Genomic DNA, 19691 nt, shown 5'->3' with positions numbered 1-19691 from the left:
CACGCGTGCGTCTCCGTCCGGACGACACCGATTCACCGTATACCGTGAACCGGGGTGTTCGGCAGTCACGTTCGGTCCAGTTCGGCCAGGACACTCATTCCCTCGATCAGGCAGGTGAACCCTCCGGAGAGGGCCGCGAGTTGCACGGCGTGCACCAGTTGCCCATGTGTGGCACCGGATTCCAGGGCCCTGGCACCGTGCGTGCGCATGCTTGGCGCGAAGCGCAGGCCCGTCGACACCGCGAACAGGATGAGTTCCCGGTACGCCTCGGGGATGTCCGGCTTCGCCGTCACGTGACCGAGATAGGCGACCATCGCGCTGTGCCCGTCCTCGTCGTACTCGCGCACCCGGTCCCGCCAGGTCGTCGCCGGTCGATCATCGGTCATGACGCGTTCCTCCTCGTCTCGCTCGTTTCCGTGCCGAGCCGTCCAAGGAAGTGGCGTCTCGGGTCGAACAGCCGCAGCGCGCGCAGTTCCTCCGCGCCCGGCACGGGGTGCACGGCGGGTTCGGCCGCCACCTCGAACTCCCACTCGCATTCGGCGCGGATCGCGGCGACGGCCTCCCGGACCCCGCCGGGCCCGGGGGTGCCGACGATGCCGGTCAGCACGAAACGGTCCGGGTCCCGCTCGAACACGGCGGCCGGCGTGACGACGGTCCGCACGGCGCGCCCGGGACAGGTCACGAACGGGACCTTGCGCACCAGACGGGATCTCCGGTGGTCCACCGTCACCAGTACCTCGTCGGCGTTGGCGACGTCGTTCGCGCCGCCGGAGCCGACGAGGTACTGGCCGTCCGCGGACCAGGTCGAGTTGATGTCGCCCGCCTGGTCGATCTGCGCCGCGCCGATCACGCCGAAGGAGCGCGTAGCGGGTCCGCCGACGAACGCGCCGAGCACGGTCGCGACATCGGTGAGCATCGTGCAGGTCGGCAGGTTGCGCTTGGCGAAGATGAACGGCTCCCCCGGTCTCGGCCGGTAGCCGAACATCCCGATCTCGGCCATCAGCTCGACGTCGGCACCCGTCCGCTTGAGCTCCGTCACCGCGAGCCATGCCGCCAGGTTCGCCTGCCCGACCCCGGCCAGCACCGCGTGGTGCCCGCCGTCGCGGATCCGGTCCGCGATGACCCGGGACGCGGTGACGATCATCGCCTCGGCACGGGTGTGTCCCCCGGTCACGGCGGGTTCTTCCTGCCCGTGCGGGGGATCCGCCGCCGCACGCAGCGCCCCGAGCCGCCGTTCGCCAAGCCTGTGCAGGTACGCCGCGTGATCGGCGGTGCCGAGGATCCACTCGTCGATCCAGGCGCGGAAACCCTCCGCCGACCGCGAGGCGCCGAACGCCTCCCCGACGAAGGCTTCGTCCTCGACGTAGTCGGCCACCCCGGGGAACGCCGGGTTGTACAGACCGTACGGATGGGAACCGAAAGGGACCTCGCAGACGGCGAGCACGGTGTGCGCGGGAATCCGGACGAGGTACGCGTGCTCGCGGATCGCGGCGGTGTCCACGATCCGTTCCGCGCTGACGATCACGCCGCGTTTCGCCGCGAGCGCTCCCCAGGCTCCCTCTCCGTAGGGCGCGGACATGACCACGTTGCCGGCCCGGTCGGCGGCGACCGCGTGCAGCAGCACGACATCGGGCCGCAAGGGCGACACCGCGCCGTAGGTCTCACCGTCCTCATCGGACAGTTCGCGGAAACCCTTGCCCCGCAGATCGTTCGCCATGTCACTGCCGACGAGGGAGCGCACCGGCAGATGCGGTACGCCGAGCGCACCCGCCATCAGCCGCGCGGTGAGACTCCACAGTGACCAGCTCTCCACCTCTACCCTGCCGTCCGCGACGGCACGCTGGAAGGCACGGTTCGGCCGGGGGGTCGGCAGGTTCTCCCCGGCGAACGAGGCGATCACCTTGGTCACCACCCCGGTTTCGACGAGGGCGTGCTGCGAGCTGACGAGGCCGGCCGTGACCAGGGTCAGCCTGGGGTCCTTGCCCGCCCACTGCCGGACGATCTCGTGCAGGGCGGCGTTCGGGCGCGCATCGGAATAGGCCACGTGCACCACGTCGTGCGGGCGGATGTGCGTGGCCACGGCCGCGCCCAGCGACGTCAGCACCGCGGCGCCCTCGTTGGCGGGGATGGTGAATCCGGCCGGGATCTGCGGCGTCATCGGCCGTCCTTTCCTGCGAGAAGCGACCGGTCAGCGGAAGCGGGAGAAGTCCGGCGGGCGCTTCTCCAGGAAGGCCGAGGTGCCCTCCCGGAACTCCTCGGTGCCGTGGATGAACGAGATCATCTGGTAGCCGTGCAGCACCGAGGGCCAGAGCTGGTCGGACTCGAAGTTGAGGGAAAGTTTGGCCACCCGCAGCGCCTGCGGGCTCATCCCGAGCAGGCGGTCGCACCAGGCCCGCACCGCCTCGTCGAGTTCCGCCGCGGGCACCACCTTGTTGATCCAGTCCATGCTCAGTGCCTGTTCGGCGCTGTACTGCTCGCAGAGCATCACGACCTCACGGGCCCGCTTCTCACCGACCAGCCTGGGCAGGAGCTGTGTACCCCACCAGATCGGCACGCTGCCCATCTTCGGCCCGGACTGCCCGAACACCGCGTCCTCGGAGGCCACCGTGAGATCGCAGAGGAGCTGGAGTTCGTTGCCGCCGCCGACCGCGTAACCGCGGACCCGGGCGATCACCGGTTTGCCGCAGCCGCGAATGATCATGGCGAGGGTGGTGGTGCGCCGGGCGAGCTGATGAGCGCCTTCCGGCGACGAGGCGTGTTCCCAGGCGATGTCGCCGCCCGAGCAGAACGCCTTGTCTCCCGCGCCGGTGAGCACGATGACGCCGATCTCGCGGTCCGCCTCGGCCAGCCGGAACGCCTCGATCAGCTCGTCCAGGGTCTCCTCCCGGAACGCGTTGCGCTTCTCCGGCCGGTTGATCGTGATCGTCGCGACCCCGTTGTCGGTCGCGTAGATGATGTCCTGGTAAGCCATCCGGTTTCCCTCCCCTTCCACCGCAGGCCGGAGACGGCCTCACTCGAACCTAGCAGCACGGTATTCGGTATACAATAATCCGATACGGCGTTGTTCGCCCTCGTCGACGGCGCCAGATACCTGCGGAGAGGCGCGGACATGGCACTGAGTGACGGCACGGCTTCGCACGACCTCGTGTGGACGGGCGCGGACGGCTCCCGGATCGTCTGTATGGATTCGATGGGGCATGTGGACGAGCGGCTGTCGCCGTCCGACGTCGTGGTCGCCGGGTCGCACACCGCGGCCTGCGCGGTCGAGCTCCTGCTCCACCTGCGCCTGCGCGGGGTCGTCGGGCACGCCGCCGGACCCGGCCTTCGCGCGGGCGGGGTCTCCGGGCTGGCCGTCCTCGACCGGGCGGGAGTGCCGGGAGCCGCGGTCGACGGCGACTCCGCACCGATCGCCGACGGCCGCGCGATGTACGAGCGCGGCCGGGTGCTGCTGGCCAATGACGGCGCGGCCAGTCTCGGTGTCACGGCCGGGATGCCGGTACCGGAAGCCACCCTGCTGATGGCCACCGGGCGGCTCGGCCCACATGCCGTGCGCAAGATCCAGCACGTCGTACACACCGGTCAGACGGGCACCGTCATCGCCCTCGACACCATCGGCCACGCCGACGAGCGGATCGACGGCACCGTCATCTGCATGGGCTCACACTCGGGCACGTCGATGGCCGACTACGTCGAGCGCTACCGCCTGCACGGCACCATCACCAACGACGCGGGTGACCCGCCGGAGAGATCCGCGGTGCGGGGAATGGACCGGCTGGACGAACGGGGCATCCCCGCCGCGGTCGTCGACGGGACCACCGCGGCGGTCGGCGACGGCCGGAGCACCTTCGACACCGGGATCGTCTCCCAGGTCAACGCCTGCGCCGCCCGGCTCGGCATCGGGCCGGGAACCCACGCGGCCGACGCGGCGCTGCGGATGCTCGCCGCCGGTGTCGCCCACACCGGGGTCAGTGCGCCGCGATGACCGCCTCGTCGTCCTGGTCGATGTCGTCGAGTTCCCACGGCCGCACCACGACGACCAGTACGAGAACCGCCAGCAGCAGCGCTCCGGACACCACCGCCCCCATCGCGGTGGCGTCGTTGCCGAGGATGCCGACCAGCGGTGACACGATGGCTCCGACGCCGAACTGCACCGCACCGAGCAGCGCCGCGGCGGTACCGGCGGACTCGCCGTGCCGGGAAAGGGCCAGCGCGGGGGCGTTCGGCAGGGCCAGCCCGCAGGTGAACAACACCGCCCACAGCGGCAGAACGACGCCGAGCAGGCCACCGGTCCCGGTCGCGGCGAGGGTGAGCAGCAGCAGTCCGGCCGCGGTCCCCGCGCCGATGGCGACCACCAGGATCTGCCGTGGCTCGAACCAGCGCAGCACCAGGGCGTTGAGCTGGGTGGCGGCGATCAGCCACACCGCGCCCGCGCCGAAGAGCAGGCCGAACTCCTGCTGGTCGAGGCCGAACTGCTCCTGGTAGACGAACGAGGAGCCGGACACGTACCCGAACAGCCCGGCCATCGCCAGGCCGGCGACCAGCACCAGGCCGACGAACGCCCGGTCGCGGAACAGGCCGCGGTAGGTGGCCAGGGTGGCCCGGACCCCGGAGCTGCGGCGCCGCTCCACGGGCAGCGTCTCGCGCAGGCTCAACGCCACGAGCGGGATCAGGATCAGGCCGTAGACGGCGAGCACGGCGAACACACCGCGCCAGGACGCGACCCGCAACAGCTCGCCGCCCAGGGTCGGAGCGAGTACCGGCGCCACGCCCATCACCAGCATCAGCCGGGACAGCAGGGTCGCCGCCGCCCGGCCGGAGAACAGGTCGCGCACGATGGCGAGGCCCACCACGGCCCCCGCGGCGGCACCCACCCCCTGCAGCACTCGCAGCACGCCCAGCACGGCGACGTTCGGCGCCAGCACGATCAGCAGCGAGGAGACGACGTGTAGCGCCGTTCCGGCCAGCAGCGGCCCGCGCCTGCCGAGTGAGTCGGCCAGCGGCCCGATCACGAGCTGGCCGAGTGCCAGCCCGACCAGGGTGCCGGTGAGGGTGAGCTGAATGGTGGACGAGGTTGTCGACAGCTCGGTGGTGATGGCCGGCAGCGCCGGCAGGTACATGTCGATGGTCAACGGGCCCAGCGCGATCAGCGCACCGAGCACGAGGGCGATCCGGAGACGGCTCTGCGGAGCGACCTCGGCCGGTCTGTCTTGCGTGACTGTCATCGTGCCTTCCGGGTCCGGTGGCTGTCCGGTGTCTGTGGTGGGGCCCGTTCCCCGCGCGGGCCCTTTCGGGCCCAAGCCACCAGCCCTCGCGGAAATTCCCGCGAGGACGCGGGTGTCCGGATTCCGGGACGGTGAGGGGTTCGGCGGCAGGCCGGGAAGATGCCGACGGCTGCGGCGGCGCGGCGGGCGCCTCGTCGCGTTCCGCCGGGAACGTGGCCATGCTATCCGCCCCGGGTGCCGGAGCGGTCTCAGAGTCCCTGCAGGCCCCGGAGCACGCGCTGCATGAAGTCGACGCTCGGCCTGCCGCCCGGTTCCGAGGTCGCGCCGTGGATCCGCACCAGGCCGAGGTCCGCGGTGTCCCCGATCAGTACCCGCGCGACGCCGAGTGGCACCCGCAGCAGGGCCGCCACCTCCGCGACCGACCGGGTCCCCGAGCACAGGCGGCAGATCTCCCGGTGTTCGAGGGAACGGACCTCGTCCAGCCGCCTGCCCGCATCCGTGGTGGACACCAGGGACTCGATCTGCAGTTCACGACTCGACCGCGTCCTGCCCCGGGTCCTGAAGTACGGCCGGACGAGGCCGGACGCGATGTCGTCGGGCTCACCCACCTCTGCTTCGCCCTCGCGTTCCGGCGGCCGCGCAGGCCGCTCGCCCAGCCGGCGGTCGCGCCGCCCACCGTCGCTCGGTCCGTCCACAGCTCTCCCGGGAAGCTCGATCACCCGTCGCCTTGTCCACGATCGTACTGTCGGTTTCGGTGCGGAATCCGTTCGAACGGCGCGCACACCGCGCGGAACCTCCCGCCTACCGGCATAACACAAGGTTTCACCGGGAGATCTCCGCGGCTGCCGGCCGTGTCGCGTGGCGGCACCCGCCCGGCGATCGGTGGACCCGGCATCCGGTACTCACGCCGGGAACCACAGGCGAGAACCGCAGGACCGGGCCTAGAGTCACCGGCACGGTCACGCGACGACGGGAGCTGGTCATGGCGCGGTCGAAAGGCCTGTTCACGATCGGCGCGGCCCTGTGGTCCAGCCGACGGATCCTGAACACCGCACCCGACGGACGGCAGGCGGCCGCACTGGCCGAGCGGCTGCGTCCGGGCCTGCTCACGGTGGTGTCCGCGCGTCCCCTGTTCCCGCAGGATCTCGGTTCCGAGGTCGTCTTCGCCCTCGCCGACGACCCGGACGCGGTGGTCCGCCTGCGGATGGACCGCTCCGCGGCCGTCAGCGAGGAGGAGAGGGCGGTGGCGCTGACCGAGGCGATCGAACTCGGCAGGCTGCGGGCCACGGGACTGCGGGCACTGCTGTCCACTTTCGACGGTGCCGGTGTCCCCGTCGTCGGGCTGCGTCCCGGTCACCGGGACCCGTGGATCGCCTTGCGGCTGACCGACGAGACGGTCACCGCCGAGCTGTCCCGTATCGCCGGGCTGGTGCTGGACTGGCGGCGGGAGCGGGAGCGTCTCGGGGTGCCCGTGGGCCCCTGGTCGGCGTCCGTGCGCATCGTGGACCCTGCCGCGGCGGCGAACTGCCCGGTCACCGATCCCGCGCTGCCCACCGAACTACGGCTGACCGACGACGCGGTGCTGGCGGCACTGCGGGCGCACCGCACCGTCGTCGCGTCCTTCCCGCCGCACCGGGAGGGAACCGTGCCTGTGCCCTCCGATGTGCACCTGTCCCGGCCCGACGAGGACGCACGGGTGTTCCGGGAGCGGGTGAGCGGCGCCGTGGCCCGCTGGCTGCGCACCGCGGTGCCGGGCGCGGCGCCGGAGGAGCCCGGTGCGATCTGGCGACTGGCACCGGGCAGGGCCGGGCTGCTGACCGGTCACGTGCTGTTCGCCGACGGGCCCGCCCCGAAGGGCACACCCGGGCGAGCGGATCACGCGGTCACGGTGACCGCCGACCTCGATGGGGCGACGGTGGGCGACTTCCGCGTTCTGCGCAACGTGCGCGACGAGCGCGGCAGGCTGCGACTGCCGGGCTGACCTCGTGACCGGTACACGCGTGCATCCAGCTATCCGTTGTGAGCTGGGAATTTCCTCGCCATAGTGTACAACTGTTCTCTCGAATGTATGCTGCCGCGTATGCACAGAGGCAGCCGGGCACGCATCGTCCGCACCGCCGGAGCCGCGGTGCCGGAGGTGGCCTGATGGCCGAGACCGGCATGCGGCCGTCGGTCCCCCCGTTGCGCCGTCGGGCGCTGCGGGCGGTACGGCTGCTGTTCACACCACTGCTGCCGGACGACTACCTGGAACTGGTCAACCCGCTGTGGTCGACGCGGGAACTGCGCGGCCGGGTGGAACGGGTGGAGCCCGAACGCGGAGGTGCCGCGACGGTCCTGATCCGGCCCGGATTCGACTGGGCCGGTCACGAACCGGGGCAGTACCTGCGGCTGGGCGTCGTCGTGGACGGGGTCAACCACTGGCGTGCCTACTCGCTCACGTCCAGCCCGGACCGTGCCGACGGCCTGATCTCGATCACGCCGAAAGTGGTCGACGGCGGGACCGTCTCGTCGTACCTGGTACACCGTCTGCGTACCGGCGACATCGTCCGGCTCGGCGTCGTCGAGGGCGGGTTCACGCTGCCGGAACGCCGCGATCGTGGCCTGCTGTTCGTCACGGCGGGCAGCGGCATCACTCCGGTGATGAGCATGCTGCGTCACCTCGACATGGGCGAGGGCCTGCGCGACATCGTGCACGTGCACTCCGCCAGGTCCACCGGCGAGGTGACGTTCGCCGAGGAACTGGACACGCTCGAACGGCGGTATGACGGCTTCCGGCTGCACCGGCGGGCGACCGCGGTGGACGGCCGACTCACCCCCGCCGATCTGGAGGCGATCTGCCCGGACTGGCGGGAGCGGGAGACGTTCTGCTGCGGACCGGGCGAACTGCTCGACGCGCTGCGCGCGCACTGGACGGAGCGGGGCGATCCCGGCCTGCTGCACATGGAGCGCTTCCAGCCCGTGGTGGGCGGGGCGGACTCGACCGGGACCGGCGGCACGGTCCGGTTCGTCCGCCGCGACGTCGAGGCCGAATGTCCGCCGGGGACGCCCATCCTGGTCGCCGGTGAGAACGCGGGCATCGAGATGCCGTACGGCTGCCGGGTCGGCATCTGCCACACCTGCGTCCTGCGGGTCCGCGAGGGCCGGATCCGGGACCTGCGCACCGGTGACGTCAGCGAGACGAGAAACGAGATCGTCCGCACCTGCGTGCACGGCGCCGAGGGCGACGTCGCGCTCGAACTGTGAGAAACGGGAGGACACCATGGAAACCGAACTCGTCAGCCCCTTCGCGCACCTGAGCCCCGATCGCCTGGCCGAACTCGGCCGCGAGTGCGACGCCCTGCACGAGGAGGTCTACGCCGACCTCGGCGAACGGGATCGCCGCTACATCACCGACGTCATCCGGCTGCAGCGCGCACTGGCCGTCACGGGCAGGGTCCTGTTGCTGGGATCCGGCCGGAAACCGTTGTGGGCGGCCGGGACGAGCGCGCTCGGCCTGGCGAAGATCCTGGAGAACATGGAGATCGGGCACAACGTCCTGCACGGTCAGTGGGACTGGATGAACGATCCCTACATTCATTCGTCCACATGGGACTGGGACACCGCTTCCACGGCGGATGCCTGGAAGCACTCGCACAACTACATCCACCACACGTACACGAACATCCGTGGCAAGGACAAGGATCTCGGCTACGAGATCATGCGGATCGACCCGCACCAGGCCTGGCACCCGGCGTACCTCTTCCAGCCGTTCTACAACCTGCTGCTGATGGCGTTCTTCGAGTGGGGCGTCGCCGTCCACGACATGGACGTCGAGGCGATCCGCGCGGGAAAGAAGCCGTGGAAGGACGTCTGGCACGACATCAAGGGAATCTCCGGCAAGGCCAGGGACCAGATCGTCAAGGACTACCTCGGCTGGCCGCTGGTGAGCGCCCTGGCGACCACGGCCGCACGCAGGCTGACCCACCGCGAACCCCGCTCGCTGCCCTCGGCCGTGCGTGACCGCGTGCGCGGACGCCGTGGACGCGGCGCGCTCCGGGCCCACGCACGTGCCGCGCGGGACGATCTGGCAGGCACCTTCGCGACGACCTTCTGGGCCAACGTCACGGCCAACATCGTGCGCAACGTATGGGCGCATTCCATCATCTTCTGCGGTCATTTTCCGGACCAGGCCTACACCTTCGGCCAGGAGGAGGTCCGGGACGAGTCCAAGGGAGGCTGGTACGCGCGTCAGCTCACCGGCGCCGCGAACATCACCGGTTCCCCGCTGTTCCACCTGATCAGCGGCAATCTCGGTTACCAGGTGGAGCACCACCTGTTCCCGGACATGCCGAGCAGCCGCTACTCGGAGATCGCGCCACGGGTGAAGGACATCTGCGAACGGTACGAGCTGCCGTACAACGCGGGCCCGCTGTCCCGGCAGCTCGGTTCGGTGCACCGCACGATCGCACGGCTGGCGTTCCCCGGTGGGAAACCGCGCCGCAAGCCCGGGCCGTACCGCACCCCGGCGCGGGCCACCGCACCGGCGCGCTGACCGCACCGCCGAGGTCCACTGTGGACCTCGGCGGTCAGGTGTGCTCGCGGGAACGGCCGAGCACGGTGCGGGCCGCCGCCGTGCGGTTGGCCACCTTGAGTTTGGGCAGGATGTTGCTGATATGGGTGCTGACCGTCGCCGGGCTCACGTGCAGCGAGCGTGCCATGGCCACGTTCGACATCCCGGTGGCGATCAGCGTGACGATGCGCTTCTCGCTCTTCGTCAGCAGGTTCGCGTTCGTCGTGTGCGCGACCAGCAGGCCGACGATCGTCCGGTCGAAACGGCGCAGCAGGGTCGGCGAGACGAACAGTTCGCGGCGGGCGGCGGCGTGCACGGCGGCGCCGATGTCGAACACCGTGTCACCGGCGGACGATCCCGCACGCAGCGCCTGCGCCGTGACGGCGTCGGCGACCGATCCGGCGGCCACGGTGAGAGTGATCTTGAACCGGCCCGGGACCAGTTCCGGCAGATCCCGGTCGTTGCGCTCGTCCGTGGAGATCAGGCCTGCGGAAAGCATCTTCATCGTCGCCTCGCGCTGGGTACCGGCGTCGTGCCGCGGCAGGGGCCGTTCGTGAAGCGTGTCTGCTGACATCGAGATCCGCGTGTTCATTTCCCCGCACTCGGGGAAGGATTCCGTCTCCGCGTTACACCTTGCGGGGTAAGAACATCAGCGAGGTACCGGCCATGCCGGTCACCGAGGCGAGGGAGTTCTTCCCGGCCTGCGCGCCCAGGGCGTTGCTGGCCAGGCTGGCCGATGTGGGCCGGATTCTCGTACTGCTCGACCGGCTCGTCGACGACGGCAACTCGGTGGTGGTCATCGAGCACCACCAGGCCGTGATGGCGCATGCCGACTGGATCATCGACCTCGGCCCCGGTGCGGGTCAGGACGGCGGCGAGGTGGTCTTCGCCGGTACCCCCGCGGAACTGGTGGCCGACGGTGACACGCTCACCGCCCGGCACCTGCGCGAGTACCTCGCCGGCCGCCCCCGCCCGCCGACCGGACGAGTGCAGGAAAAACGGGCGCGGTTCCGGGTTCGCCCGCCGTACGCTGGGTGCACCACGATCCGAGGAGGTGCCCGATGACGAACTGGCGAGCGAACGCCCGGTGCCGCGTCGAGCGCACCGATCCGGAACTGTTCTTCCCGGTGTCCGAACGGGGCCCTGGCGCCCGGCAGCTCGCGGCGGCCAAATCGGTGTGCGGACGGTGCCCGGTGCGGCGCGAGTGCCTCGCCGACGCGATCGACGCCGGCCTGGACACCGGCGTCTTCGGCGGCCTGTCCGAGACGGAACGCCGGAATCTGACGCGGCACGGTCTGCCGGCCCCGGTGGTGTGGCTCAGGCCCGCCACCGGGGCCGTCGCGTGCGTGGCCTGACCGCCCCCGGAGGGGCGTCAGCGAACGCGCCCGGCCGTGACGCCCCGACGGCGTGCGGTACTCACCACGGACTCGCCGCCGGCGGTGCCCTCAGGCCGCCGAGGCGCACTTGCTCGTGAACGCCTCGCAAACTCCTTGGAATGCGGGGAACAACCGGTGGGTCGGCGGCTCACCGGCCGTCCCGATTCGGCCCGCGCTCTCGCGACGGTGGCCGATACGGCTCGCTGTCGATGTCGCGACGCCAGGCACGCAGCAGCAGCCGCAACCGTCTGCGCGCCCGCCACCATCTCGAACCCGGAACACCCATTCCCCAGCCGCCGTCCCGCGAAACGCCACCGGTGTCACGCGAAATGCGGGACAGATGCCCATTTCATCGCAACGGCCCCGCCGCCGTTACCGCCCGGACGCTCACCCGCTCCGGGCCACGGATTCGTTACCGGGCCGCCGATCCCGCCCTCGCGGACCACCACCGCCACCCGCGGCGAACCGTGTGGGGCGAACCTATTCCGGAGCCGAACCGAGCGGGTCACCCTCACCGCACCACGCTCCGCAACAACACCCGACCCTCCCCCGCCACGACACCACCCGTGCGGCCCATAAAAACCGCAATACGTCGACGTATTGCGGTCCTGGGGTTGCGCGCCGTGAGCGAGATACGGGTGCGAGTCACGGGATAGGCGTAGCTCGCGGAGTGTCGTTGCCCAGTGGCGTGGTTCGTCGGGTGACGCGAGGGCGGGGGTCCGCGGCACCGCTTTTCCGACGGTGCCGCGGACCCCTCAGGAAACTCAGATCGCGTTCTCCCAGCGCAGTTCCGCGCGGGCGTCGGTGCCGAACTGGCGCGAGACGGACACCGGCGTGGGCGCGCCGGAGTGCTCCGGCAGCCAGTACCGCACCTCGAACGTGGTCCCGCCGCTCTCGTAGGTGAAGGCGTGGAACGGAGCGGGCACCGGGGCCCTGCCGCCGCCGGGCTGCGCCCACCAGTTCGCCCCCTGCGCCTTCGCCGGGTCGACGAACAGGCAGGGGTACTGCGCGCCCTTGTAGGTGCAGGTGGTCGGCACGGCGCCGCCGTAGCGGCCGACGCCCGCCACCGGCGTGACCCCGGCCAGTGCCCGGGTGTAGGTGTCCTCGCAGGCACCCTCGTCGCAGGCGTGCCAGTCCCGCCAGGCCGTGGCCCTGGCCGCGGCGGGCGCGCTGCCGCCGTTGATGCCCGCGCAGTACTTGTTGACGATGTACGGGGCCATCTTGTCCGCCGCGGTCACCGCGTCGATCGCGCTGAACGCGGTGTTGTCCGCCCCGAGGCCGGCCGAGTCGAGCTGCCACATTCCGATGCCGGGGTTGAAGAACAGGCCGGGCCTGCCTTCCGGGTCGTAGAGCGAGGCCTGGTTGTCGAAGCGGGACAGCGTCATCGGGGACGGCGGTTCGGTGGACCCGGAGGCCACCTCGGGCCAGGTCGGCGCGAGCGTCAGCGCCGTGGCCTCCGCGGCCGTCACGGGGCAGCCCGCTGCGGGTGCCGCCTTCGCGGCGGCGGCCTCGACGGCCTGCAGTGGTTCGGCCCCGAAGCTCAGCGGGCCCGCCGCGACGGCGGCGTTCTCGCGCTCGAGCTGGATCGCCGCCGGGTCCTTGCCCGCCGGACCGCGGGTGTAGGTGCCGCCGTCGCCGTCCGCGGCGGCGGTCTGCGAGGTCGTCGCGAGCGCGGCCGCGGCGAGTGCCGAGGCGAAGAGAATCGTCGCCGTCCGGTTCCGTTTACCGGGTGCCTGCGATCGGTCGTGGGTCGCCACTTCGATCAACCGTTCCTTTCGGGGATTTCCGTGACGGGCCCGGATTCACGGATGACGCGAATCCGGGCCCGTCGCGCAGGGTTGTCCGATTCGGTTGAGTCGGGGTGACGAATCGGGTTTCCGGTACGTGCAGGCGAGGCCCGCGACGGAGGTTGCCGGCCACCGCGGTCTCACGCCCGTGCGCTCATCCGCCCTCGAGTGAGCGCTCACATACCGGTTGAAGGCCGTGCCCGGGAAGCTCCGCCCCAGGACCGGGTACGGCCCGATGGTGCTGCGGCACCTGCCGTGCCGTGCGGACCTCGTCCGCGATGGGACGGCCTATCCGGCGGATGCCGGGATGGCGCGGGACGTCCACCTGCCCGTGGCGCGTCCCCACCCGGTGACGCTGAGCGTCACCGCCGGAAGCCGTGCGGGACCGGTCCGCGGGCGTTGTCCGAGCCAGGTGTTCACCGCACACCGCCCCCATCGCCGATTCAGGTCCGTCACTCGTACAGGTGACGTTGAGTGTGAAACTAACCAACTCTGCGGAGTCGCGTCAACGGTTGATCGATACCGCCGCGCACCCGTTTCCGGCCGGTGTCACCACGAGCTACTCCGGGGGTCCGGTCAGTGGTCGCACCGCACATCGACGCGGACGCGGGCGCCGGGTCCAGCCGGCGTCCGGCACGGGCTGGAGGAGGGTGGAAGGCCTGTGTTAGCGTCGCCTTAGTTAGGTTTGCCTGAGTCCGGGAGTATCTGTGATCGCGTCGATTCTTCCCGGGACGAGCACGCCGACGGCCGCGACATGATCGTCGCCGAACTCGATCGCGCCACGCCGCGCCGCTCCGCACGCGGTGCCCGGCTGACCGCGGGTCTGCTGCTCGCCGTCGCAGGGCTGCTGGCGGTGAGCGCGGCCAGCGTGCTGATCGGGTCCAAGGACATCCCGGTGAGCACCATCGCCGACGCGCTGCTGCGCTTCGATCCCACGAATAACGATCACCTCTTCATCGTCGACGAGCGCCTGCCGCGGACCGCCGTGGGCGTGCTCGCCGGAGCCGCGCTGGGACTGGCCGGGGCCATACTCCAGGCCATCGCCCGGAATCCGCTGGCCGATCCGGGTGTACTCGGCATCAACGCGGGTGCCTCGCTGTTCGTGGTGTTCGGCATCAACGTCTTCGGCCTGACCGCACTGACCGGGTACGTCTGGTTCGGCTTCGCCGGGGCGCTCGCGGCCGCGGCGATCGTCTACGGCGTCGGTTCGCTCGGCCGGGAGGGCGCGACACCGATCAAGCTCGCGCTCTCCGGGGCCGCGACCAACGCCGCGTTCCTCTCGATCACCACGGCGGTTCTGCTCACCGACACCGATTCCTTCGACCAGTTCCGTTTCTGGCAGGTCGGCTCGCTGTCCGGGCGGACCACGGAGATCCTCTGGCAGGCCGCACCGTTCATCGGGGTGGGGATCGCGCTGGCGCTGGCATCCGGGCGGCTGCTCAACACCCTTTCCCTCGGCGAGGACCTCGCCCGTTCGCTCGGCCAGAACGTGGCCCTGGCCAGGGCGGTGTCGGGGGCGGCGGTGGTCGTGCTGTGCGGGGTGGCCACCGCGACGATCGGGCCGGTGGGTTTCGTCGGTCTCGCCGTCCCGCAGATCGCCCGCACGATCACCGGGCCCGACCATCGGTGGATCCTGCCGTACTCACTCGTGCTCGCCCCGGTGCTGCTGCTCGGCGCCGACATCCTCGGGCGGGTCATCGCACGTCCCGGCGAGATCCAGGTCGGTATCGTCACCGCACTGGTCGGCGCCCCGATGTTCATCGCCCTGGTGCGCAGGCGGAAAGTGGCAGAACTGTGAGCGGCACACTGTCCACACAGGACAAACCGGCCGCGGCCGCTGTGGGCCACACCAGGGTCTCGATCGCCCGCCGCGGCAGGACGGCGTCCACGGCGCTGCTGGCGCTCGTCACGGCGATGTTCGCGGTGGCGCTGTCGATCGGCGAGGAGACCATCTCCCTGCCGGACGTACTGTCCACACTGGCCGGTCAGGGAAGCCGCAACACCAACTACATCATCCTGGAGTCCCGGCTGCCCCGGGCGCTGACCGGCCTGATGGTCGGCGCCGCGTTCGGCCTGTCCGGCGCGATCTTCCAGACCCTGCTGCGTAATCCCCTCGCCAGTCCGGACATCATCGGGATCAGCATGGGCGCGAGCGCCTCGGCGATCGTGTGCATCGTGGCCTTCGGCCTCGGCGGGCTGGCGGTCTCCGCCGGTGCCCTCGGCGGCGCGCTGCTGACGGCCGCGCTGATGTACCTGCTCGCATGGCGGCGGGGCATCTCCGGCTACCGAATCGTGCTGGTCGGGATCGGACTCGCCGCGATGCTGTCCAGCGTCGTCTCGTACATGCTGACCCGCTCCCAGGTCACCGACGCCGCGGAGGCGCTGATCTGGCTGACCGGCAGCCTCAACGGCCGCAACTGGTCGCAGGCGGTTCCGCTGGCGATCTGCCTGCTGGTGCTGGTGCCCTCGGCGTTCCTGCTCTCCCGGACGCTCGGCGTACTGCGCTTCGGCGACGACACGGCCCGCGGCCTCGGCGCCCGGGTCGAGACCGGCACCATCGGCCTGCTGCTCTGCGCGGTGTCGCTGGCCGGGATCGCGACGGCGGCCACCGGGCCGGTGGCCTTCGTGGCGCTCCTGGCGGCCCCGATCGCGCGCAGGCTGGTCCGCGACGGTGGCGCGGCCCTGCTGCCCTCCGCGCTCGTCGGGGCGCTGATACTCGGCGTCGCCGACTTCGCGGCACAGAATCTTCCCGGCGTCGGGCAGTTCCCGGTCGGGGTGCTCACCGGATCGGTCGGGGCCCCGTACCTGTTGTGGCTGCTGGCGAGAGCGAACCGCGGGGGCCGTGGTGGATAAGGAAACCGATGAGTGCTGAGCACACCCTGCGGGTGAGTGACTTACGGCTGGGCTATGACGACCGCGAGGTCGTCAAGGGACTGTCGATGGAGGTCCCGCCCGGCGCTGTCACGATGATCGTGGGCCCCAACGCCTGCGGGAAGTCGACCCTGCTGCGCGGGCTGGCGCGGTTGCTGACGCCGACCTCCGGAACGGTCTACCTCGACGGGCGCGACATCCGCTCGATGCCCACCCGCGAGGTCGCCACCGTGCTCGGCATCCTGCCGCAGTCGCCGGTCGCCCCTGAGGGCATCTCGGTGACCGACCTGGTGGGCCGCGGCCGGTACCCGCACCAGGGCTGGTTCCGCCGCTGGACGCCGGCCGACGACGAGGCGGTGGCGCAGGCGCTGGTCGCCACCGACACGATCGAACTCGCCGCGCGCCCGGTCGACGAACTCTCCGGCGGACAGCGTCAGCGGGTGTGGATCGCGATGGCGCTCGCCCAGCGAACCGATCTGCTGCTGCTGGACGAGCCGACGACGTACCTCGACGTGAGCCACCAGGTCGAGGTGCTGGACCTGCTGACGGACCTGAACCGCACCGACGGCAGCACGGTCGTCGTGGTGCTGCACGACCTCAACCTCGCCTGCCGCTACGCCGACCACATCATCGTGATGCGCGAGGGCGAGATCGTCGCGCAGGGCGCGCCCTCGGACGTGGTGGACGCGCCGACCATCGAGCGCGTGTTCGACATGCGCTGCGAGATCGTCGAGGACCCGGTCTCCCGGACGCCGATGATCGTGCCCATCGGCAGGCATCACGTCGGCCGGGAGATCACCGCGAACGGTGGCGCGGAGCGCGCGGGCTGAACGCACCGCGAACCGCTGGTCAGGTTTGACCAAGCGCACAGTGACGGATCCGATCGGGTGACTTACGGTTAGCCTTACCTAAAACTTGGACAGGAGTTCCCGTGACCAAACGAATGCGGCGTCGAATCACAGCGTTCGCGGCGGTGGCACTGAGCGTGGTCACGCTCGCCGCCTGCGGCCAGGTCGAGGAGGAGTCCGCGCCTGCCGGAGCAACCATCGACACCATGTTCGGCTCGGTCACCGCTCCCGAGCAGCCGAAGCGGGTGATCGCCCTCGGCTGGTCCGACGCGGAGGCCGCGCTGGCGCTGGGCGTGCAGCCGATCGCCGCCAGCGACTGGCTGGCCTTCGGCGGCGAGGGCGTCGGCCCCTGGGCGGCCGGGCGCTACACGACTCCGCCGCAGATCCTCGGCACCACCGAACTCAGCTACGAGCAGATCTCCGGTCTGAATCCGGATCTGATCCTCAACACCCGCTCGGACGCGAGCAAGGAGAAGAACGACGAGCTCAGCAAGATCGCGCCGACGATCGGACCGCCGGAAGGCGTGGTCTCCTACGGCACGACCTGGCGCCAGCAGATGGAGATGGTCTCCTCCGCCCTGGGCAAGCCCGACGAGGGCGCCCGGCTGATCGGCGAGGTGGACGCCAAGATCGCCGGCACGAAGGCCGCCAACCCCCAGTTCGCCGGAAAGACCGTCGGGGTGGGCGCGTACTACGCGGACAAGTACGGCGGCTATGTGCGCGGCGACTCGCGCGTCGACCTGATGGAGAGCCTCGGCTTCGTCAACAAACCGGAGATCCAGGCGCTGTCGAACGGCAACTTCTACGCCGATCTCTCCCGGGAGCAGATCGAACTGCTCAGCGCCGATCTGACGGTCGTCTTCCCGATCGGCGGTGACCCCGCCGCCCTGCGCTCGGACCAGGTGCTCAACCAGATCCCGTCCGCGAAGGCCGGGAATCTGCTGCTGCTCGAGGACGAGACCCTGCTCTCGGCGTTCTCCAGCGCGTCCACCCTCGGCACCCTGTGGGCCATCGACAACGCCACGCCCCTGTTCGCGAAGACGCTCGCACCGGCGGCCTGAACGAACGCGGAACCCCGGCGCTGACACGTTCTCGCCGCCCCGGCAGGAAGGAACACCATGCACACATCCGGCGCGCCCACCACGCAGCGGCGCCACGGCGGCGGACGGAGGGCGGCCCGCCTGCTGGCGGCCGCGCTCGCCTGCACGTTGCTGGCCGCCTGTGGCGGCTCGGGCGGCGAGCAGCAGCCGGAGGCCTCCGGGTCCGGCGGGACGCTGCCGGTGACGATCACGCACAAGTACGGCTCCACCGAGGTGACCAAGGCCGACCGCGTGGTCACCCTCGGCCTGTCCGATCACGAGGTCGCGCTCGCGCTGGGCGTGAAGCCGATCGGCGCGGTCGACTGGTTCAAGGAGCGTCCGTTCGGCGTGTACCCCTGGCAGCAGGAGAAGTGGAACGGCACGCAGCCGGAGATCGTCGGCGAGCGCGACGACTTCGACATCGAGAAGATCATCGAACTGCAGCCGGACGTGGTGATCGCCCAGTACAGCGGGATGACCAAGGAGCAGTACGACAAGCTCTCCGAGTTCTTCCCCGTCGTCGCTCAGCCGACCGGTTTCGCCGACTACGCGGCGCCGTGGCGGGACATGACCCGCGCGATCGGCACCGCGATGGGCAAGGCCACCGAGGCGGAGGGGCTGATCAAGGGCGTGGAGGACAAGTTCGCCGCGGCCCGGCAGCAGCATCCGGAGTTCGCCGAGCAGACCATGGTGGTCGCGGACAGCTTCGAGCCCGGTGTCTACTCCGCTTTCGCCGGGCACGACCCCAAGCTGCAGTTCATGCTGGACCTCGGTTTCCAGGCGCCGCAACAGCTTATGGACCTGCCGAAGGAGAAGAACGCCACCGAGGTCGGTTCCGAGGGACTGCCGCTGATGGACGTCGACCGCCTCGTCTGGCTCGCCTCGGACACGGCGATGCAACAGCGCGTCGAAGCGGATCCTTTGTACGCCAAGCTGAAGGTCGTCACCGAGAACCGCGACCTGTTCATCCCGTACTCGGACCCGCCACTGGGCGCGGCGGTCTCCTTCGGCACGGTGCTGAGCATGCCGTACGCCATCGACCAGCTCGTACCGATGCTGGCCGGCCAGGCCTGAGCCCGGCTCGCGCTGGCCCGGCCCCGCACTACCAGTGCGAGGGCCGGGCCAGCGAGGGCGGCAGGACCGTGGTGGCGTCTCCCTTGGTGGCGTTGAGCTGCGCCTGGGTGAGGAAGATGCAGCCGCCCAGGTCGGCGCCGCGCAGGTCGGCGTCCCGCAGGTCCGCGCCGATCAGATCGGCCGAACGCAGGTCCGCGCCGCGCAGGTCCGCGGCGATCAGGTAGGCACCCCGGAGGCTGGCCCCACGCAGGGACGCCCCCCGCAGCGAGGCGCCGATCAGGTCGGCGCCGGCGCGGTCGGAGCCCCTGCGCCGGATTCCGGACCTCTCCAGTTCGCTTGCCCGCAGCAGCAGCGCGTTCACCCCGGCCCGGTGGGCGGCCACGTCGAGTTCGACGAGCGCGCCACCGTCGAGTCCGGTCAGGCGCTCCGTCTCGGCGAGTGAGCGGCGCAGGTCCGCGCGCAGCGGGCGGGCCGACTCCAGGCCGAGCGCCTCGTTCAGGTACCAGAGCAGTTCGTGGAGCTGGCGCATGATCGGCAGCGCGGCGAACATGAGCGGCGCGCTGTCCGGGTCCCGCCGCCAGTCGCGTCCGGCGAAGGTCACCTGGGACACCTGTTGCCCGGCACCGAAACAGTCGTAGACGGTGCAGCCGGGGAAACCCTCCTGCCGCAACCTGCTGTGGATACCGCAGCCGAAGTCCGGCAGCAGGTTGTGGCAGGGTTCCCCCGCCTCCTTGTCGATCGCGAAGTCCGCCGAGGCGGTGAAGGCCAGCGCGACGCAGCACAACCCGAAGCAGTTCGCGCAGTCCGCCCGCAGCTCCGGACGACCGGTGGCGGTGGGGTGCTCGGACACGGTCGCGGGTCTCCTTCCCACACGGGCAACGTCCA

The 19691-nt window shown here is 70.8% G+C and carries 18 protein-coding genes and 1 pseudogene; 11 read left to right on the top strand and 8 right to left on the bottom strand.

Annotation, left to right across the window (positions count from 1 at the left end):
* Positions 1 to 65: 65 nt before the first annotated feature.
* From CFN78_RS16200 to CFN78_RS16190, 3 genes are read right to left on the bottom strand one after another with little or no spacing between them, the layout of a single operon-like run.
* The gene (locus tag CFN78_RS16200) at positions 66 to 386 is read right to left on the bottom strand and encodes a carboxymuconolactone decarboxylase family protein (RefSeq protein ID WP_165777576.1); all 321 of its coding nucleotides are present in this window, start codon (positions 384 to 386) and stop codon (positions 66 to 68) included.
* The gene (locus CFN78_RS16195; RefSeq protein ID WP_094863654.1) at positions 383 to 2158 is read right to left on the bottom strand and encodes a CoA-transferase; all 1776 of its coding nucleotides are present in this window, start codon (positions 2156 to 2158) and stop codon (positions 383 to 385) included. Before CFN78_RS16195 ends, CFN78_RS16200 begins: the two co-directional genes overlap by 4 nt.
* Before the next feature lie 30 nt (positions 2159 to 2188).
* Positions 2189 to 2971, bottom strand: coding sequence for an enoyl-CoA hydratase-related protein (locus CFN78_RS16190; RefSeq protein WP_094863653.1), 783 nt, complete (start codon positions 2969 to 2971; stop codon positions 2189 to 2191).
* A 138-nt stretch (positions 2972 to 3109) separates the two neighbouring features.
* Here CFN78_RS16190 and CFN78_RS16185 point away from each other — a divergent pair, with 138 nt between their 5' ends.
* Entirely contained in the window at positions 3110 to 3982 is an 873-nt protein-coding gene (locus CFN78_RS16185; protein ID WP_094863652.1) for a hypothetical protein, read from the top strand.
* Here the strand turns inward: CFN78_RS16185 and CFN78_RS16180 are convergent.
* The gene (locus CFN78_RS16180) at positions 3966 to 5222 is read right to left on the bottom strand and encodes a multidrug effflux MFS transporter (RefSeq protein WP_094863651.1); all 1257 of its coding nucleotides are present in this window, start codon (positions 5220 to 5222) and stop codon (positions 3966 to 3968) included. The genes CFN78_RS16185 and CFN78_RS16180 overlap by 17 nt on opposite strands.
* A 248-nt stretch (positions 5223 to 5470) precedes the next feature.
* On the bottom strand, positions 5471 to 5917 hold the full coding sequence (locus tag CFN78_RS29790; RefSeq protein ID WP_420807891.1) for a DUF742 domain-containing protein: 447 nt from the start codon (positions 5915 to 5917) through the stop codon (positions 5471 to 5473).
* Positions 5918 to 6204: 287 nt separating this feature from the next.
* Between CFN78_RS29790 and CFN78_RS16170 the strand changes: the two genes are divergently transcribed.
* From CFN78_RS16170 to CFN78_RS16160, 3 genes are all read left to right on the top strand, one after another.
* Positions 6205 to 7203: a hypothetical protein gene (locus CFN78_RS16170; protein WP_094863649.1), complete on the top strand. Its 999-nt coding sequence runs from the start codon at positions 6205 to 6207 to the stop codon at positions 7201 to 7203.
* 164 nt (positions 7204 to 7367) lie between these two features.
* The gene (locus CFN78_RS16165; protein ID WP_094863648.1) at positions 7368 to 8465 is read left to right on the top strand and encodes a ferredoxin reductase; all 1098 of its coding nucleotides are present in this window, start codon (positions 7368 to 7370) and stop codon (positions 8463 to 8465) included.
* Between the two features lie 16 nt (positions 8466 to 8481).
* Entirely contained in the window at positions 8482 to 9753 is a 1272-nt protein-coding gene (locus tag CFN78_RS16160; protein WP_094863647.1) for a fatty acid desaturase family protein, read from the top strand.
* Positions 9754 to 9787: 34 nt separating this feature from the next.
* On the opposite strand, the gene CFN78_RS16155 is transcribed toward CFN78_RS16160, so the two are convergent.
* The gene (locus CFN78_RS16155) at positions 9788 to 10345 is read right to left on the bottom strand and encodes a helix-turn-helix transcriptional regulator (protein ID WP_133116364.1); all 558 of its coding nucleotides are present in this window, start codon (positions 10343 to 10345) and stop codon (positions 9788 to 9790) included.
* 53 nt (positions 10346 to 10398) lie between these two features.
* Here CFN78_RS16155 and CFN78_RS16150 point away from each other — a divergent pair.
* Both CFN78_RS16150 and CFN78_RS16145 read left to right on the top strand, forming a co-directional pair.
* Positions 10399 to 10728 (top strand): annotated as a pseudogene (locus tag CFN78_RS16150) (excinuclease ABC subunit UvrA); the annotation flags it as partial.
* Positions 10729 to 10832: 104 nt separating this feature from the next.
* Positions 10833 to 11126 carry a WhiB family transcriptional regulator gene (locus tag CFN78_RS16145; RefSeq protein ID WP_094863645.1) on the top strand — a complete coding sequence of 98 codons (294 nt, stop codon included), beginning with the start codon at positions 10833 to 10835 and terminating at the stop codon, positions 11124 to 11126.
* A 785-nt stretch (positions 11127 to 11911) separates the two neighbouring features.
* Here the strand turns inward: CFN78_RS16145 and CFN78_RS16140 are convergent.
* Positions 11912 to 12904, bottom strand: coding sequence for a hypothetical protein (locus CFN78_RS16140; RefSeq protein WP_133116363.1), 993 nt, complete (start codon positions 12902 to 12904; stop codon positions 11912 to 11914).
* A gap of 784 nt (positions 12905 to 13688) precedes the next feature.
* Here CFN78_RS16140 and CFN78_RS16135 point away from each other — a divergent pair.
* The 5 genes from CFN78_RS16135 to CFN78_RS16115 all read left to right on the top strand — a co-directional run bounded on the left by CFN78_RS16135 (position 13689) and on the right by CFN78_RS16115 (position 18806).
* A complete protein-coding gene (locus CFN78_RS16135) occupies positions 13689 to 14732 on the top strand; it encodes a FecCD family ABC transporter permease (RefSeq protein WP_094863643.1) in 1044 nt (347 codons plus the stop codon).
* Positions 14729 to 15787 carry a FecCD family ABC transporter permease gene (locus CFN78_RS16130; RefSeq protein WP_240519493.1) on the top strand — a complete coding sequence of 353 codons (1059 nt, stop codon included), beginning with the start codon at positions 14729 to 14731 and terminating at the stop codon, positions 15785 to 15787. Before CFN78_RS16135 ends, CFN78_RS16130 begins: the two co-directional genes overlap by 4 nt.
* 8 nt (positions 15788 to 15795) lie before the next feature.
* Positions 15796 to 16635, top strand: coding sequence for an ABC transporter ATP-binding protein (locus CFN78_RS16125; protein WP_094863642.1), 840 nt, complete (start codon positions 15796 to 15798; stop codon positions 16633 to 16635).
* Positions 16636 to 16736: 101 nt separating this feature from the next.
* Positions 16737 to 17714, top strand: coding sequence for an iron-siderophore ABC transporter substrate-binding protein (locus tag CFN78_RS16120; RefSeq protein ID WP_240519492.1), 978 nt, complete (start codon positions 16737 to 16739; stop codon positions 17712 to 17714).
* Positions 17715 to 17771: 57 nt separating this feature from the next.
* The gene (locus CFN78_RS16115; protein ID WP_094863640.1) at positions 17772 to 18806 is read left to right on the top strand and encodes an iron-siderophore ABC transporter substrate-binding protein; all 1035 of its coding nucleotides are present in this window, start codon (positions 17772 to 17774) and stop codon (positions 18804 to 18806) included.
* Positions 18807 to 18834: 28 nt separating this feature from the next.
* On the opposite strand, the gene CFN78_RS16110 is transcribed toward CFN78_RS16115, so the two are convergent.
* On the bottom strand, positions 18835 to 19656 hold the full coding sequence (locus CFN78_RS16110) for a pentapeptide repeat-containing protein (RefSeq protein ID WP_094863639.1): 822 nt from the start codon (positions 19654 to 19656) through the stop codon (positions 18835 to 18837).
* Positions 19657 to 19691 lie beyond the last annotated feature (35 nt).

This window comes from Amycolatopsis antarctica, assembly GCF_002262875.1.
GTDB lineage: Bacteria > Actinomycetota > Actinomycetes > Mycobacteriales > Pseudonocardiaceae > Amycolatopsis > Amycolatopsis antarctica.
Note: the sequence above shows the minus strand (reverse complement) of the source record. Positions and strands in the feature narration are given on the sequence as shown.

Bases quoted from the DNA above. Each gene is read 5' to 3' on its own strand.
- CFN78_RS16200 (WP_165777576.1), bottom strand. From the start codon at position 386: ATGACCGATGATCGACCGGCGACGACCTGGCGGGACCGGGTGCGCGAG.
- CFN78_RS16195 (WP_094863654.1), bottom strand. From the start codon at position 2,158: ATGACGCCGCAGATCCCGGCCGGATTCACCATCCCCGCCAACGAGGGC.
- CFN78_RS16190 (WP_094863653.1), bottom strand. From the start codon at position 2,971: ATGGCTTACCAGGACATCATCTACGCGACCGACAACGGGGTCGCGACG.
- CFN78_RS16185 (WP_094863652.1), top strand. From the start codon at position 3,110: ATGGCACTGAGTGACGGCACGGCTTCGCACGACCTCGTGTGGACGGGC.
- CFN78_RS16180 (WP_094863651.1), bottom strand. From the start codon at position 5,222: ATGACAGTCACGCAAGACAGACCGGCCGAGGTCGCTCCGCAGAGCCGT.
- CFN78_RS16170 (WP_094863649.1), top strand. From the start codon at position 6,205: ATGGCGCGGTCGAAAGGCCTGTTCACGATCGGCGCGGCCCTGTGGTCC.
- CFN78_RS16165 (WP_094863648.1), top strand. From the start codon at position 7,368: ATGGCCGAGACCGGCATGCGGCCGTCGGTCCCCCCGTTGCGCCGTCGG.
- CFN78_RS16160 (WP_094863647.1), top strand. From the start codon at position 8,482: ATGGAAACCGAACTCGTCAGCCCCTTCGCGCACCTGAGCCCCGATCGC.
- CFN78_RS16155 (WP_133116364.1), bottom strand. From the start codon at position 10,345: ATGTCAGCAGACACGCTTCACGAACGGCCCCTGCCGCGGCACGACGCC.
- CFN78_RS16145 (WP_094863645.1), top strand. From the start codon at position 10,833: ATGACGAACTGGCGAGCGAACGCCCGGTGCCGCGTCGAGCGCACCGAT.
- CFN78_RS16135 (WP_094863643.1), top strand. From the start codon at position 13,689: ATGATCGTCGCCGAACTCGATCGCGCCACGCCGCGCCGCTCCGCACGC.
- CFN78_RS16125 (WP_094863642.1), top strand. From the start codon at position 15,796: ATGAGTGCTGAGCACACCCTGCGGGTGAGTGACTTACGGCTGGGCTAT.
- CFN78_RS16115 (WP_094863640.1), top strand. From the start codon at position 17,772: ATGCACACATCCGGCGCGCCCACCACGCAGCGGCGCCACGGCGGCGGA.